This window comes from Archangium lansingense (assembly GCF_026626635.1).
Taxonomy (GTDB): domain Bacteria; phylum Myxococcota; class Myxococcia; order Myxococcales; family Myxococcaceae; genus Archangium; species Archangium lansingense.
In genome coordinates this window covers 7,085,025-7,100,593 of record NZ_JAPNKA010000001.1, presented here as the reverse complement: position 1 = coordinate 7,100,593, position 15,569 = coordinate 7,085,025, and the positions used below count along the sequence as shown (strand labels likewise).

Here is a 15,569-nt window from a genome sequence, read left to right as displayed (position 1 = left end):
GGCCATGCATGCCATCGAGATCGATCGGCTCACCCGCGTCTACGGCTCGGTCCGGGCCGTGGACGGAGTGAGCTTCCACGTGGAGCCCGGGGAGATCTTCGGGTTCATGGGGCACAACGGCGCGGGGAAGACGACCACCCTGCGGATGTTGCTCGGGCTGACGCGTCCCACCTCGGGCAGTGCCCGGGTGCTCGGCCATGACGTGGTGCGCGAGAGCCTCGAGGTGCGCCGCAGTTGCGGCTTCCTCCCCGCGAGCTACGCGCTCCCGGCCCACATGACGGCGCGCCAGTTTCTCCACTACGTCGCCGCCATGTTCGAGCTCGACGCCGACGTGGCTGAGACGCGCATCCAGTCGCTGTTCCAGCTCTTCGGAATCGAGGCCGCGGCGGACAGGAAGCTCGGAGGCTTCTCCACCGGAATGACGCAGAAGGTGGGGCTCGCCCAGGCCCTCATCAACGAGCCCCGCATCCTGCTGCTGGACGAGCCGACCTCCGGGTTGGATCCGCTCGGCCGTCACGAGCTGCTCGAGCACCTGCGCCGCCTGTCCTCCGAGCGCGGCGTCACCGTGCTCTTCTCCAGCCACATCCTGTCGGACATTGAGACGCTCTGCCGGCGCGTCGCGGCACTGCACCAGGGCAGGCTCGTCGCCTTCGGCCCAATCGAGGCGCTCAAGAGCGAGCACCGCTCGGCGAACATGGATGAGCTCTACCTGTCGCTCGCGCGGAGGGCCGCATGAAGGCGCGCTTCCTCTGGCTCGACATGCGGGCCACCTTCGGCGAGCGGAAGACCTGGCTGGCCGCGGGAATGTTGGCCTACGCGGCGCTCGCCATGCCGGTGATTGCCGCGAAGCCACCCGAGCACGTGCTCTCGGCCTTGAAGGGCTGGTTCTCCACCTCGGACCCCTCCATTCTCTTTCTGTTCATCTGGACGGACCTGGCGATGAACAAGAGCATCTCCGTGCTCGGTGTGGTGCTCGCGGGCAGCCTGCTCATTCGCGAGAAGGAGACAGGTCAGCTCGCGGTGTTGCTGTCCAAGCCCATGTCACCCGCCTCGTACTTCCTGGCGCGCACGCTGTCGGCCTGTGCCGTCATGGCAGTGCTCTACATTGGCGCGCACCTGCTCACCGCGCTCCTCGTCGCCCGGAGCCTGCCGGGGTTCCGCGCGGGGATCTTCTTCGCCTCGATGACGGTGCACCTCTTCGCGGCGTTCTTCGCTGTCTGCTTCAGCGCCCTCATGTCCGTGCTCATCCAGAAGCGGGCGCTGGCGGCGCTCGTGAGCCTGGTGGTGCTCAGCCTGCTCGTGGGCCTGGCCTTCATCGGCTTCTACAACCCCGCCTGGAGTGGCCTCTCCTCCTTCAACCCCCTGACCCATGGCATCTCCGTGCTCGGCCATGTGGACGACCTGCGCCCCGTGCACCTACTGGCGCCCATCGCCATTCTGCTGGGGTTCAACGCGGCCGTGCTCGCTCTCGGCGCCCTGCGGGCGCGCCACCTGGAGGTGTGACGCCATGCCGGCCACTCTTCGCCGCTACCGTCTCATCGAGGCCCGCCATGCCCTTGGGGGTGTGCCCCTCGTGGCCCTGCTCGTGGGCATCGTCGTGGTCTTCTTCACGGCCGCGCTCATTCCGCGCCTGCCCGCCGGGGTCAATGCCTTCATGGAGCGCGCGTTCCTGATTCGCGGGCTCGATGCCGTGATCCTGGTGAACGAATACACCGGCATCTACATGCTGGCCTTCTTCGGCGGTGTCGCCGGGCTGATGCGCGCCCTCGTCGAGCCCCGGGAGAATCGGTCCCTGGAGATGCTGCTCAGCAAACCCATCTCGCGCCGCGCTTTCCTGATGGCCCGCGTGGGGCCTGTCCTGTTCTCCTCCGCGGTGGTGGGCGTCGTGATGTCCCTGTTCACGGGACTCGCGGTGCGGCCTTTCGTGGGGGAGGGCTCCTCCGTGAGCGTCGCGGGAGCGATCGGCTCTGGGCTCATCTTCACGGCCCTGGCGGTGCTGCTGCTCTGCGTGCTCGTCATCCCGCTGCTGCTGGTGCGCGATGCGTTCCAGGGACTCCTCATCGCGTTCCTGCTGTGGATGCCGCCGATGATTCCCACCGTGGTGCTGCTCTACCGCCCCGACCTGTACGAGGGGCGCGAGCGGCTGCGCGACCTGGTCGCCCTAGGACCGAACCTCCTCTGGTTCGACGCGTCGGTGCCGCTCTTCACGGCCATCGCGTTGGCCGTGGCCTTCGTGGGCTCCTGGGTGGCACTCGCGCTCGGCACCCGTGTGTTCGAGCGCGCGGAGCTGCGCTGATGACTGGCAGGCCTCGGCGAGAATGGCCGTCAAGAGTGGGGCGAGCGCGCCGGGCTCAGGGGGTGAGCGTGGCAGAGGCGGCCACGTTGCGAAGCACCTGCTCGGAGGCCTCAGGTGACGCGAGGTCCACGCCGTCCAGCCACCGGTCATAAGCGAGGTGGAGGGTGCGGCTCGTCTCCATCGCGTCCGGGGAAAGGGAGAGCCCCTCCAGCGAGAGCTCGGCGTTGATGAGGCTGGCTGACTCCAGGCGGAAGGGCCGCACGGGTCCTCCGTCGGCAGGGAGGACCTGCCCCTCCAGCAGCAGCGTTCTTCCCACCATGTTCACTTCGGGGACCAGGCCTTCGGCATCGGCATCTGCTGGCGCGAAGACGAGCCGGGCGCGGCAGTAGTTGCCAGGAGGCGGTTCCAGGGTGCCCAGAGCCAGAGGTTCGCCGTCCGGGCGCTCCAGGCTGCTCACGTGCGGAGTGCCCAGCCGCCGGGGCGTGTTGGCCTCGTGCGCGTGGGCTGTCCCGATGGGGGAGAGCATGCGCAGCCACCGCCACGCGCTGCTCGTCTGGCAGGGGATGATCTCCACGCTGCTCAGGGTGACGTGTGCACGAGTCAGGGTGATGCGGTCTCCCTGGTTGTTGGTGAACTCGCGCGTGGAGCCCTCCGCCTTCGCCTGACGGGCGGGGCGGAAGTCGAGCTCGAGATGGAGCTGGAGGCCTTCCTCGCGAGTGCCGCACGCGCAGAGGGCCAGCAGGAGGAGGACGGAGGAGGAGGAGCGGGACTTCATAGATCGTAGACGACGGAGGCCTGGAGGATGGGGCTCTGGCGGACGTAGCCGTGCAGAAGGTTGAGGACGGGCACGCGCACTCCGAGCTCCACCACCACGTCGGTGACGGGGCTGAAGAGCACATCCGGAGACACGAAGGCGATCAAGCCGCTGCCCACCGGGTCGGGGACGCCGAGGATGTCGCTGGGGCCCTCGAGGCGGCTGTCCACGGCGAGGCGCAGGGCCCAGCGTGGGCTCGGCTGGAGCTGAGCGGCCAGGGTGGTGCGCAGGGAGGCTCCGGCGCGGAAGCCCTCGCGCCCGCGCGTGGGGAGGTAGCCCGTGGCACTGGCGAGGAAGGACCAGTCGCCCCGGAAGGTTGAGTAGGACACCCCCAGGAGGGGATCCAGGGAGCCGGTGCCGAGCTGGGCATCGAGCGACAGCGGGAGCCCCTCCGCATCACGCACGGTGGGCGAGGTGGGGAGCCGGGCGCCGACGAGCACGCCGACGAGGTGATCCGGCGAGAACTCGCGATCGCGGAAGACGAAGACCTTGGCGCCGACCTCCATGTCACCGGGTCCCCACGCTGTCTCACGAGCAAGGCTGACCTGCTGCAACGAGCGCGTCTGAAGGGGCAGGGTGGCCGACAGGAAGAGCCAGGGGAGGGGGGCGTAGGCCACCGAGAGATCCATGCGCAGCTCGCGCAGGGATGCAGCGTCCGCGGCGTCCTGACCGGTCGTCAGGGCCCAGGCGCGCACCTGGTTGGCGAATCGCAGGCGCCCGGAAAAGGGCTGCTCGGTGCCCATGGAGGTGAGGGTTGGATCGCCACAGGCACAGGTGGCACAGGCCTGCCCCTCCAGCGGGACGAGAAGGGTGGCTACGAGCAGGGGGGCGGCGAGGCAGGACTTCCACATGTTGCGGCGCACTCTAACGGCCAGGGCGATCCACCCCCCTGTGGCGAGTTGTCGCGGAGTCACCCCGGGCCGAGTCGCAGCGTTCGTACGACCTCGAAGGGTCGATTGCCCTCGCGCGCGATGAGGCTCACCTCGGCGGCCTGGAACACGAGGGGAGTCCAGGTCTCGCTCAGTTGCGCTCGGAGCGCCGAGACCTGTTCGGCGCTGCCCGACTGACCCACGCTGAGGTGTGGCGTGAAGCCTCCCGAGAAGCGCGAGGTATGGGCGTAATCCGGCGCCGCGGCCTGGAGCGCGGCCTGGAGGCGGGTGAAGGCCTCGCGAGGCTCCGGCGCGAGCCAGAGGGTGCTCCGGTCCGAGCGGTGCTGGAACACGTGGAACGAGGCAAGTGACGCCTCGAACGGGCTCAACGCGGCGCAGGCCGCCTCGAGCGCGGGCAGGTGCTTGGGCAGCTCGTCGCGTGGTGCGAACGGGTAGAGCAGGGTGACATGCGGCATCCAGCGTTGGATCTGGCGATCATGCTCGCGGCGGATCGCCTGGATGGGCGGCCAGACCTCGGTGGGAGGAATGAAGACGACCGCCGTCCGGTGAGTCCACGCTGGATTTGCCATGGCGTCTGCCTTCCTAACGTCTGCTAGCTTCGTTTGACACCCAAGAGCGTGGTTTCGGGGGGACGCCCCGCTCCTCACCTGGACAGGAGGCACCTCGTTGATGACGTCGAGCAGGTTCGAAGGCGTTCCCCATGCAGCGCGGAGCACGCAAGACGCAGTGTGGCGGCGGGTGATTGTTCTGTGCATGACAATCACTTTCATGATCGTCCCAGGGCAGGCGGCGTGGGCCCAGGAGCAGGGCGGGACGACGCAAGCACAGACACAGGAGCAGGGCGGGACGGTGCAGGGACAGGTCACCGCGGCCTATGGAGACCCGTTGTGGGGTGTCTCCGTGGCGGCGAAGGGCACGAAGCGGAGTGTCCAGACCGACATGAAGGGCAACTACACCCTCACGGGCCTACCTCCAGGTGAGGTCACCCTGGACGTGAGGGGCGAGGGCTTCATGAGTCAGAGCCGGAAGGTCACGGTGAGCGCGGATGCGCCGGCCCAGGCCAACTTCGCGCTCGAGTTGGATCTCCTGGCGGTGGAGGAGATCGTCGTGACGGCGCAGACGCCGGATCGGAAGGTCCGCTCGAGCACGGCCATCTCGACCCTCAACGAGGAGGAGATCAAGGCCCGCATGCCGCGGAGCACCGCGGATCTGATGCGAGTTGTTCCCGGCTTCTACGTGGAGAGCTCGGGCGGTGAGGTCGGCGGCAACCTGTTCGTCCGTGGCCTCCCGGCGGATGGCTCCTACCGCTACGTGGCGCTGATGGAGGACGGTATGCCCGTCTTCGACTCCACGGAGCTCTTCTTCGTCAACAACGACATCTTCGTGCGCGTGGACGAGACCCTGGAGCGCGTGGAGGCGGTGCGTGGTGGCACCTCGGCCCTCTACGGCAGCAACGCGCCCGGTGGCGTCGTCAACTTCATCAGCAAGACGGGAGGGGACAAGCTGGCCGGGACGATCAAGGCCTCCACCGCCACGGCGGGGCTGTACCGCTTCGACGCCAATCTCAATGGCCCCATCGGAGATGACTGGCGCTTCTCCGTCGGTGGTTTCTACCGCTTCGACAACGGCGTGCGGTACCCGGGCTTCCCGGCGTCCACCGGCGGCCAGTTCAAGGGCAGCCTCCTGCGCAACTTCAATACGGACAAGGTGAACGGGCACGTGCGTGCCACGTTCAAGTACCTCAATGATCGCAACACCTTCTACCTCCCGCTGCCCCTCCGGGGCCGGTTCGGCGGGGATGGTCGGCTGACGGGCTACGACTTCGTCGAGGGCTTCCCGATCGATGGCACGCTGACCTCGCCCGAGGGGGTGAACTCCCAGGTGCCGCTGCCGCGTGGGGCAGGCCTGCTCGACCTCCCGCTGGGCAACGGCCAGCAGCAGATTGGCGGCTCCGCCACGGCCGAGCTCCGCCTCTACTTCCCCGAGGGACGGTGGGAGGTGCAGGACAACCTCCGGGTGATGCAGATGAACCACAGCTGGAACGCGATGCTGCCGTTCGAGCTCCGGGACGCGGACGCGTGGGCCCGGTCGGTCGTGGGCGAGGGGACTCCCTACCGGCTCACCTGCGTCAACGCGCCCGGCTCGCCAGCGTTCGGCTCCGGCGAGTGCTCCACGCCGAACAACCTCGTGAACCTGGGTGGCCAGTGGCTGGTGAACAAGCCCATGAGCAACGTGTCCAACCAGCTCCGCTTCACCAAGTATGGCTCGCTGGGTGCCACCGAGCACACGCTCTCCGGTGGCCTCTACCTCGGCTACTACACGGTGGGGAACAGCTGGTACTTCAATGACATCGTCACCGACGTGCGCAGCCGCCCGCGCTTCCTGGAACTGCAGGTGCTTGATGGCTCCGGCAACGTGGTGCGCAACGTCACCCAGAATGGCTTCCGCCGCTATCTCAGCAACTACACCAACGGCACGGGCAACGCGACCATCGCGGCGGCCTTCCTGGGAGATGAGGTCAAGATTGGCGAGAAGTTCCGCATCGACCTGGCCGGCCGCGTCGAGCGCAATGCGTACCAGCAGAACGTGGAGCGCACGGCGGCGTTCGATCTGGGAGATCCCACCACCACGGCGGATGACAACGCGCTATTCGGGACCGGCAAGTTCCAGCGCGTGAACGTGTCGCTCACCGACTGGGCGCTCTCGGGCGGCGTGAACTACGCCCTCTCGGACACGGCCTCGGTCTACGCTCGCAGCAGCCGCGGCTACAAGATGCCGCTGCTCGACCAGTACCTCACGGCCACCGACCCGAGCGACCCGGCGTTCCCGCAGACGCCGGAGATGCTGTGGCAGAACGAGGCGGGCATCAAGCTGGGCGCGAGCTGGTACGCGCTGGCGGCCGTGGCCTACTGGCTGCAGATCGAGAACTTCCCCAGCCAGGATGCCCGGGTGGATCCGGTGACGGGCGACACGAGCTTCGTCACCGTGTACGCAGGCAAGGCGCGGACGCTGGGCCTGGAGCTGGAGGCCGCGGTGCAGCCGATCAAGTGGTTCCGCGCGCAGGGCATGCTGACGGTGCAGGATCCGCGCTACACGGAGTTCAACGAGGGCGCGAATGACTTCTCCGGCAACCGCATCCGCCGGATTCCCCAGGTCATCGGAGACGTGACGGGCACCTTCATGTACGGGAACGCCACGCTCGGCATCAACTGGAACTACGTGGGGCACCGGTTCTCGAACAACGCCAACACGGTGGATCTGCCGGGCTACAGCCAGTTCAACGTCCGGGCTGGGTACACGTATGAGAACTTCACCCTGGACCTGCAGCTCTTCAACGCGCTCAACAGCATTGGCCTCACCGAGGGTAACCCGCGCGTGGACGAGTCGATCGGAGCCGTGCCGGACATCTTCCTGGCCCGTCCGGTGCTCCCGCGGCGCCTCATGCTGTCGCTGACCGCGCGCCTGTAACGGCAGCGGGTTTCACGCAGCAAGGCGATGCACCCGGGGTGAGCACCCGAAGAGATGGACCGCTCGCCCCGGGCTTCAGGCCCGGATGACGGTGACCCTGTGGTAACTTGCCCTCCACCCGGCGACTGCCGTGACCAGCGCGGTGGAGGTAGAATCGTGAGTACGCAGGCGAGCTCGATGTGGCGATCTCTGCCGCCGGAAGTGCAGCAGCAGATCAGCCAGGACAGTGAGCATTTCCGCAAGTGTCTCGACTACCTGCGGGAGCACTCGGCAGGCGAACTCGAGGGCTTTTACGGCCCTGGCAGCATGACCTGGGTGATCTATCGCGAGCCGGTGATCCTCCTCGGCGGACTGCGCGCCATCCTGCTGCAGATCGCCCATCCGGCAGTGGCCGTTGGCGTCTCCCAGAACAGCAACTTCCGGGGAGACCTGCTCGGCCGTGCGCGACGCACCTATACGGCGATGTACCAGCTTGTCTTCGGTGGCCTCCGCGAGGCGATGGGCGCCGCGAAGCGGGTCCACAGCCTCCACAGTCGCGTCAACGGCTCACTTCCGGCCGGCGCCGGCCCGCAGGGCGACGGCCGCTATCGCGCGAACGATCCTGAGCTGCTGCGTTGGGTGCTCGCCACCCTCATTGACGGCGCCATCGTGGTCTTCGATACCTTCGTGCGGCCGCTCAGCCTCGAGGAGAAGCGCCGTTACTATCAGGAGACGCGGATCGCCGCGGCGCAGTTCGGGCTCCTGCCGGAGCAGATGCCGCCCACGCTCGAGGCTTTCTACGCGTGGTATGACGAGCAGTTGGCGGGGGAGACGCTGCGCGTGGGAGACACGGCGCTCGAGCTGGCGAGCTTGCTCTTCAATTCGCCGTTCACCCAGGGACAGCTCGATGAGTTGCTCACCGCGGGCCTCCTGCCGGAGCGCTGGCGCAAAGCGTACGGGCTGGCCTGGGGACCGGGACAGCAGCGCGCGTGGAAGATCCTGAAGAGCACGATGCGCCGGGCCATCAACCTCACCCCGCCAAAGCTCCGCTACGTCACGGCCTGGCACCAGGCTCAGATGCGGCTGGCCCGGGCTCGAGGAGAGCGGCCGACGGTCATGGCCCGGATGCTGAACACCCTCGACGCTTACGTCGACGTGCCGTTCAGCATCCGGCCGGTCGCGGTGAAGGCCCCAGCGGCCGACAAGGATTGAGAACAACTCCTTTCGGCCGCAACGCGGGAGCCGTCACGCCTCGGTGGGCTCCGGGGCCTTCTCCTTCTCGGCGGCCGGGGCCAGCTCGAAGTCCACGATCTCGAACGTGCCGTCGGCCAGTTCCGCCTTCTCCACCACCTCCACGCCCTGGCTGCGGGTGGCGGACAGCACGTCCTCGCGCACTGGCTCGAAGCCGGCGAGGGTGGCCGCGTTCGCCGCGAGCTTCATGCGGGTGACCGCCCGGCCCACGCCCGCGCCCGACTCGCTCTTGCGCTTGTTGATGGCCTGCTGCGCGGCCTCGGCGAGGGCGAAGGAGGCCGGGTTGGCCGGCTTCTCGATGCCCGCGAAGGTGCGCGCGTCGGGCCAGCGGGCGCGGTGGATGCTCTTGCGGCCCGTCTCCTCGGCGAAGGCCCAGCTCCACACCTCCTCGGTGATGTAGGGCAGCACGGGGGCGAACAGCCGCAGCAGCACGTTGAGCCCCAGCCGCAGCGCCGCCACCGCCGAGCCGCGTGCCTCCTCGCCACCGGAGGACTCTCCGCGCGCACGCGCCTTCACCAGCTCCAGGTACGTGTCCGTGAAGCTCGCCCAGAAGAAGCTCTCCGTGTTGGCCAGGGCCGGGGCGAACTCGAACTCCTTGTAGGACGCCGTCGCGGCCTCCACCACGTCGGCGAGCTTCGCCACGAAGGCCCGGTCCAGCTCATGGGTGATGGGATGCTCCTGCGCCGTCTGGCTCAGCACGTACTTGCCGGCGTTGAAGAGCTTCGTCACCAGCCGCTTGCCGACCTTGAACACCTTCTCATCGAAGGCCGTGTCCGTGCCCAGCCGCGCCGAGGCCGACCAATAGCGCACCGCGTCCGCGCCGTAGTTCTCCAGCAGGTGCATGGGCGTGATGACGTTGCCCTTGCTCTTGGACATCTTCTTGCGGTCGGGATCGAGGATCCACCCGGAGATGAGCACGTGCTTCCAGGGAATGGTGTTCTCGTGCAGCATCGCCTTGGCGATGGTGTAGAAGGCCCACGTCCGGATGATCTCGTGGCTCTGCGGGCGGATGTCCGCGGGGAACAGCTTGCGGTGGCGCTCCGGATCCAGCTCCCAGCCCGAGGCGATCTGCGGCGTCAGCGAGCTGGTGAACCAGGTGTCGAACACGTCCGACTCGGCGGTGAAGCCGTTGGGCTGGTCACGCTGCGAGGCGTCGTAGCCCTGGGGCACGTCCACCGTGGGATCCACCGGGAGCTGCTCACTCGTGGCGACGATGGGCTTGTCGTGGATGGGGTTGCCGTCCGCGTCCAGCGGGTACCACACGGGGAACTGCACGCCGAAGTAGCGCTGGCGGCTGATGCACCAGTCGAGCTGCAGGTTCTCGGTCCAATTGCGGTAGCGCGAGCCCATGTGCTCCGGGTGCCACTTCACCCGATCGCCGAAGCGCAGCAGTTGCTCCTTCTTGTCCATGAGGCGCACGAACCACTGGCGCGTGGAGATGAACTCGAGCGGCTGGTCGCCCTTCTCGAAGAACTTCACCTCGCGCTGGATGGGCTTGGGCTCGCCCTGCAGCGGGATGCCCATGCCGGGCCTGGCCGCGCCGTCCTCGCGCCGCAGCAGCTCCACCATGGCCGTGCGCGCCTGCTTCACCGACTTGCCCAGCAGGCCCGCGTAGAAGCCCTGCGCGGCCGAGGCGTCCAGGCTCTCCCAGCCCGGTTCCCCGAAGGTGATGGCCATCAGCCGTCCGTTGCGGCCGATGATCTGCCGCAGCGGCAGCTTCTGCTGGCGCCACCAGAGCACGTCCGTGGCGTCACCGAAGGTACACACCATCAGGATGCCGGTGCCCTTGGTGGGGTCCGCCAGGTCGCTGGGGAAGATGGGCACCGGGGCGCGGAATAGCGGGGTGATGGCGCGCTTGCCGAAGAGGCCCTTGTAGCGCTCGTCGTCGGGGTGCGCGGTCACGCCCACGCAGGCGGCCAGCAGCTCCGGTCGCGTGGTGGCGATGGTGAAGCGCGCGTCCGAGCCCTCCACGCCGAACTCGATGTCGTGGAACGCGCCCGCCTGCGGCCGATCCTCGACCTCCGCCTGCGCCACCGCCGTCTGGAAGTCCACGTCCCACATGGTGGGGGCCTTCACCGAGTAGGCGTGGCCCTTCTCATACAGGTCCAGGAAGGAGAGCTGCGCCAGCTTGCGGCTGTCGTCGTCGATGGTGGCGTACTCCTCGGACCAGTCCACCGACAGGCCGATGCGCCGGAACAGACCCTTGAAGACCTGCTCGTCCTGCTGGGTCACCTGGTGGCACAGCTCGATGAAGTTGGGGCGAGACACCGTGCGCGGCGGCTGCTTGGAGGACTCAGCCGTGGCCTGCTCCAGGCGGAGGCCGGGCTCGTGCGGGGTGCGAACGTCCGCGCGGACGTTGAAGTAGTTCTGCACCCGGCGCTCGGTGGGCAGGCCGTTGTCGTCCCAGCCCATGGGGTAGAAGATGTTCTTGCCGAGCATCCGCTGGTGCCGGGCGATGACGTCCGTGTGCGTGTAGCTGAAGATGTGTCCCACGTGCAGCGAGCCGGACACCGTGGGCGGCGGGGTGTCTACGACGAACGTCTCCTCGCGGGAGCGCGAGGGGTCGAAGCGGTAGGTGCCCTCCGACTCCCACCGGGCATCGAGTTTTTTCTCGATGGTCTCGGCTTCGAAGTGCTTGGGGAGGAGCTCAGGGTTGATGGAGCGGAACGTCTTCATGGGGGGCGAACATGCCAAGGAGGCGTGGCCGCTGCTACTGAGATCTCCAGCGTGGCGGCTTACTCCGCGTTGAGAATGGCCATGTTGAACGCGCGCAGGGTGCCGAAGAGACGGCTGGAGACCTGCTCGTACCGCTCCTGGGCCTCCGGCGTGTCGAAGTACTGATCGTTCCACGAGCCCATCCCTCCGAAGACATCCGCCACCGTGCAGGCCAGGAGTCCGCGGAGCTTCTCCTCGGAGGGGTGGAACGGCTCGAAGTCGGAGACGGCGTTGACCTTGCGCCCGAATACCTCGCCCGCGCGCTCGCTGAACCCCGCCGCCTTCAGCGCTTCCTGGAGGGCGTCCACACGCTCCGGGGAGAGCTTCCCGGTGAGCCGCAACGCGTCGCTCTCGAGCACGAAGCGCGCCAGCTTGAAGGCCTCGAAGAAGGGAGAGTCCTGCTGCTCGGCGAAGGACTCCGCCTCACGCAGGGCTCCGAGGAACTCCTCCCGGACCTCCGTGGTGGGCCGGGCAGGGGAGTCGAGCAGCGGTGGTGCGTCCTCGAGCTCCCGGAACAGGTACATCTGGTAGCCCTCGGTGTTCGGCTTCAGGCGCAGCTTCTCCCGCTCCAGGAGCAGTCCCTTGTCACGCTTCCGCTCCTCCGGCGTGGGCCCCAGGTGCCTGAGACACCCGCGTAGCGTCTCGGGGATGATGGGCTCGACGCCATGCCCCCGGCAGCACCCCTGCCATTCCTGCGTCAGGTTGCCCATGGGCAACTCCCGGTGAGCCTCGGGGCCTCCGTCCCGGAGCTTCGCGGCGATGGACTCCGCCGTGTAGGGCTTCTCGCCCTCCGCCAGGAACTGGTTGAGGTTCCGGGCGATCCGCTCCCAGATCTCCCGCGCGAAGGGCTGGGCCTCCACCAGCGCCACGAAGTCCTGGGCCGTCGCCTCGCTCTCCAGGTACAGCCGCTCTTCCGAGGGGATGAACTCGTGCTGCCGGTCCGGGCCGAGCATCTGGCGATCGAAATCGTCGGGACCCGACGTGTGGAAGAAGGACTGGTACGCCTCGGGGATGTTCTCCACCGCGCCCTCGCGGCGGACGGTGGATTGCAGCTCACTCATCAGATCACCGCCCAGGAAATCGAGCACTCCTGCCCCCTCGCGGGAGCACAGGTAGCGCGCCACCTGGGACGCCTCGACGGCGGGCCGGCCATTGAGCTCGTTGGATTCGGTGATGACCCGCGCCCAGGCCTCGAGGACGCGGTCCGCGTGCGGCTGGAGGAGGGCGAGCTCCACGAGCTGGGCAGGCGAGATGAGGCTGCGGTGGCTGACGACGGTCTCGAGCACGTACACCGAGGAGACGCCGCGCGAGCGGAGCGCCAGGACGAGCGCCTGCGTGCTGGCGAACGCGGCGGCGATGTGCTCGGGGAGTTTTTCCGGGGCCCGGCTGCCGAGATCCAGCGCGCGCACTTCCAGGGGTTCCCCGTCCGTGCCGAGCCCCTCGAGCCAGCCGGCCAGTGGTAGCTCGCGTCCGTCCCGCAGGCGGGCGCCGAGGGAGTAGGTGTTGGGCTGCGCGAGGCGGCGCACGGACCAGGATTCACCCAACATCGTCTCGAGCCGCGCGAGGACCTCCGGCCATTGCACCCGTTCCTTCTTGAGGAGCGAGGTCACCCAGGCCACCACCATGTCGTCGAGCTTCATCGGGTCTCCGTCGGATGGGACCGCGCCACACTACTCCCCGAACGAGGGCGGGGAGGTGCCCATCCGCTCGGCTGCTCTCCTGGTGGGCTCCTGACGCGCTCGTCGAGGCTGTAGAGGGCTGTAGAGCCCGGGGCCGTCGAGGCTCGCCGGGGGTGGGAATCGCGCTCACCCCCGGTCCGGATTCCTGGGAGAATCGTCGAGTGTGCTAAACAACGCACATCACGCTGACCTTGCCTCCTATGCTCGAATCCCTCTCCGTACCCAAGCGACGCGTAGCGGCCCAGTTCGTCCTGCCGGGCGGTGCCTCGCGCAACGTGGCCGTGTTCCTCGCCGAAGCCGCTCCCGGACACACCGGGGGTGAGCGGCTGTCGGACCTGCTCAACAACAGTGGCTCGCAGTTCATCCCCGCGGTGGATGCGGACACGGACAACATGACGTTCGTGCACTGCGAGAACCTCGCGATGGCGCGCGTGGCCGCCGAGCACGAGCCCAACGTCGTCGATCAGTTCACCATCCCCACCGAGCACGAGGTGGAGGTGACGATGATGGACGGCCAGAAGCTGCGCGGGCTCATCACCTACGTGCTGCCCGAGGCCCACTCCCGCCTCACCGACTACCTCAACAACAGCGCTCCCGCGTTCTTCCCCGTGTTGGAGGGGGAGCGCGTCGCGCTGGTCAACAAGCGCCACGTCGCCTACGTGGAAACCCTTCGCCGCTGAGAAGTCTGAAAAGCCATGGCTCGGTTCGACGCCTTCATCGAGAAGCTCTACAAGGAAGCCGGTGTCGCCATCATGTTGGAGACCGGCAGCGGCATCAATCTGCGGACCGCCGCGGGCAACGTGCCCATGGTCAAGGCGGGGCTCAACTCGCAGCAGATCATCGGCGCGCTCTCGGAGATCCTTCCCCCGGACATGCGGGGCAGCTTCCCGACCGAGGGAGTCTCCACCTTCTCTTATGCCGCTCCCGCCGGTGCGGTGCAGGTGAAGGTGCAGAACGTCTCGGGCCACTTGAAGGTGGCGCTGGTGCCCCAGCAGAAGGCGGCGCCGGCTGCCAACGTCGTCGCGGTGCCGCTCCCGGCCCCGGGCCCTGCCGCCCTGGATCTGCCGCCCGCCTCCGAGGATGACAAGCTGGAGCTGGCCTCCCCGGCGGACATGATGGACCTGGCCGCCCGCGGTGCCGGTGGCGCCTTCACCGCCGGCCCCGGTGCCGTCCCGGCGCGCGCTCCCACGGCTCCAACCGCCGGGCCCCGCGCCGTTCCCACCGCCGCCCCGGCCGCCGCCAAGGCCCCGGCCGCCGCTCCGGCTGCTCCCGCCGCCGAGGTGAAGTCGTCCATCCAGGTGATTCCGGTCAACGACGGGCCGGACTCGGATGCGGGCCAGGCCCTGCTCGCGTTGCTGAATCGCATGCTCGACAAGAAGGCCTCGGACCTCCACCTGTCCAGCCAGGTGGTGCCCATGCTGCGCGTCGACGGCGACATGGTGCCCCAGGAGGACTACCGGCCCATGACGTCCGATCGCCTCAAGGCCATGCTCTGGAGCATCGCTCCGGAGAAGAACAAGAAGCAGTGGGAGGAGACGCGCGACACGGACTTCGCCCACGAGACCGACCGCGCCCGCTTCCGCGTCAACGTCTTCGAGGACCGCAAGGGCATCGGCTCGGTGATGCGGCAGATCCCCACGAAGATCATGACCGCCGAGGACATGGGGCTCTCCAAGCACATCCTTGATCTGTGCTACCTCAGCAAGGGCCTGGTGCTCGTCACGGGTCCGACGGGCTCCGGTAAGTCCACCACGCTGGCCGCGATGATTGACTACATCAATCGCAATCGCGAGGACCACATCATCACGATCGAGGACCCGATCGAGTTCGTCCACCCGAACAAGAAGTGTCTGGTCAACCAGCGCGAGGTGCACGTCCACACGCACGGCTTCAAGAACGCCCTGCGCGCCGCCCTCCGTGAGGACCCGGACATCGTGCTCGTCGGCGAAATGCGAGACCTCGAGACGATCGCCATCGCCATCGAGACGGCCGAAACGGGCCACCTCGTCTTCGGAACGCTGCACACCAACACGGCGCCCTCGACGGTGGACCGCATCATCGACCAGTTCCCCGCGGACCGGCAGGAGCAGATCCGCATGATGCTCTCCGAGTCCCTCAAGGGCGTCATCTCGCAGATGCTGGTCAAGAAGATCGGCGGAGGCCGCGTGCCCGCGCAGGAAGTGCTTCTGTGCACCAGCTCCGTGGCCAACCTCATCCGCGAGGGCAAGACGTTCCAGATTCCTTCCATCATGCAGACCTCGCGCGGCATCGGCATGCAGACGCTCAACGATGCCCTGCTCGAGCTGGTGAAGAAGAAGCTCTGCGAGCCCAGCGACGCCTACATCAAGGCCATCGCCAAGGGAGAGTTCAAGCAGATGCTGGAGCGCTCGGGCTTCAAGCTCGATCTGCCCACCTCCTGAGCCTTGGAGGAGAAGCCCTCCCGGAGCTCGTGCGCGTCCTGCGCTCCAGCTCCGGGA

General features: G+C 67.8%; 12 protein-coding genes. 7 read left to right on the top strand and 5 right to left on the bottom strand.

The genetic code is table 11. The features are described from left to right. The first annotated feature begins 4 nt into the window (after positions 1–4). Genes OV287_RS28745 through OV287_RS28735 form a run of 3 tightly spaced genes read left to right on the top strand, consistent with a single transcriptional unit; the run spans position 5 to position 2,296 of the window. Positions 5–736: an ABC transporter ATP-binding protein gene (locus OV287_RS28745; protein WP_267537251.1), complete on the top strand. Its 732-nt coding sequence runs from the start codon at positions 5–7 to the stop codon at positions 734–736. After that, a complete protein-coding gene (locus OV287_RS28740; protein ID WP_267537250.1) occupies positions 733–1,503 on the top strand; it encodes an ABC transporter permease in 771 nt (256 codons plus the stop codon). The genes OV287_RS28745 and OV287_RS28740 overlap by 4 nt, the downstream gene beginning before the upstream one ends. Positions 1,504–1,507: 4 nt before the next feature. Then, a complete protein-coding gene (locus OV287_RS28735) occupies positions 1,508–2,296 on the top strand; it encodes an ABC transporter permease (RefSeq protein WP_267537249.1) in 789 nt (262 codons plus the stop codon). A gap of 55 nt (positions 2,297–2,351) precedes the next feature. Here OV287_RS28735 and OV287_RS28730 read toward each other — a convergent pair whose 3' ends face one another. Genes OV287_RS28730 through OV287_RS28720 form a run of 3 tightly spaced genes read right to left on the bottom strand, consistent with a single transcriptional unit; the run spans position 2,352 to position 4,569 of the window. Then, entirely contained in the window at positions 2,352–3,071 is a 720-nt protein-coding gene (locus tag OV287_RS28730; RefSeq protein WP_267537248.1) for a hypothetical protein, read from the bottom strand. After that, positions 3,068–3,961, bottom strand: coding sequence for a transporter family protein (locus OV287_RS28725; RefSeq protein WP_267537247.1), 894 nt, complete (start codon positions 3,959–3,961; stop codon positions 3,068–3,070). The genes OV287_RS28730 and OV287_RS28725 overlap by 4 nt, the downstream gene beginning before the upstream one ends. Positions 3,962–4,020: 59 nt before the next feature. Next, the gene (locus OV287_RS28720; RefSeq protein WP_267537246.1) at positions 4,021–4,569 is read right to left on the bottom strand and encodes a 2'-5' RNA ligase family protein; all 549 of its coding nucleotides are present in this window, start codon (positions 4,567–4,569) and stop codon (positions 4,021–4,023) included. 184 nt (positions 4,570–4,753) lie between these two features. Between OV287_RS28720 and OV287_RS28715 the strand changes: the two genes are divergently transcribed. Both OV287_RS28715 and OV287_RS28710 read left to right on the top strand, forming a co-directional pair. Next, positions 4,754–7,468, top strand: coding sequence for a TonB-dependent receptor (locus tag OV287_RS28715; RefSeq protein ID WP_267537245.1), 2,715 nt, complete (start codon positions 4,754–4,756; stop codon positions 7,466–7,468). 156 nt (positions 7,469–7,624) lie between these two features. Then, positions 7,625–8,659, top strand: a complete 1,035-nt coding sequence (locus OV287_RS28710; protein ID WP_267537244.1) for an oxygenase MpaB family protein — start codon at positions 7,625–7,627, stop codon at positions 8,657–8,659. Positions 8,660–8,692: 33 nt separating this feature from the next. Here OV287_RS28710 and valS read toward each other — a convergent pair whose 3' ends face one another. Next, complete coding sequence (gene valS / locus OV287_RS28705) at positions 8,693–11,374, bottom strand: valine--tRNA ligase (protein WP_267537243.1); 2,682 nt, start codon at positions 11,372–11,374, stop codon at positions 8,693–8,695. Positions 11,375–11,433: 59 nt separating this feature from the next. Then, on the bottom strand, positions 11,434–13,053 hold the full coding sequence (locus OV287_RS28700; RefSeq protein ID WP_267537242.1) for a hypothetical protein: 1,620 nt from the start codon (positions 13,051–13,053) through the stop codon (positions 11,434–11,436). A 239-nt stretch (positions 13,054–13,292) separates the two neighbouring features. On the opposite strand from OV287_RS28700, the gene OV287_RS28695 reads away from it, so the two are divergent. Then, positions 13,293–13,772 carry a hypothetical protein gene (locus OV287_RS28695; protein WP_267537241.1) on the top strand — a complete coding sequence of 160 codons (480 nt, stop codon included), beginning with the start codon at positions 13,293–13,295 and terminating at the stop codon, positions 13,770–13,772. A gap of 15 nt (positions 13,773–13,787) precedes the next feature. After that, a complete protein-coding gene (locus OV287_RS28690; protein WP_308809747.1) occupies positions 13,788–15,512 on the top strand; it encodes a type IV pilus twitching motility protein PilT in 1,725 nt (574 codons plus the stop codon). The last annotated feature ends 57 nt before the right edge of the window (positions 15,513–15,569 follow it).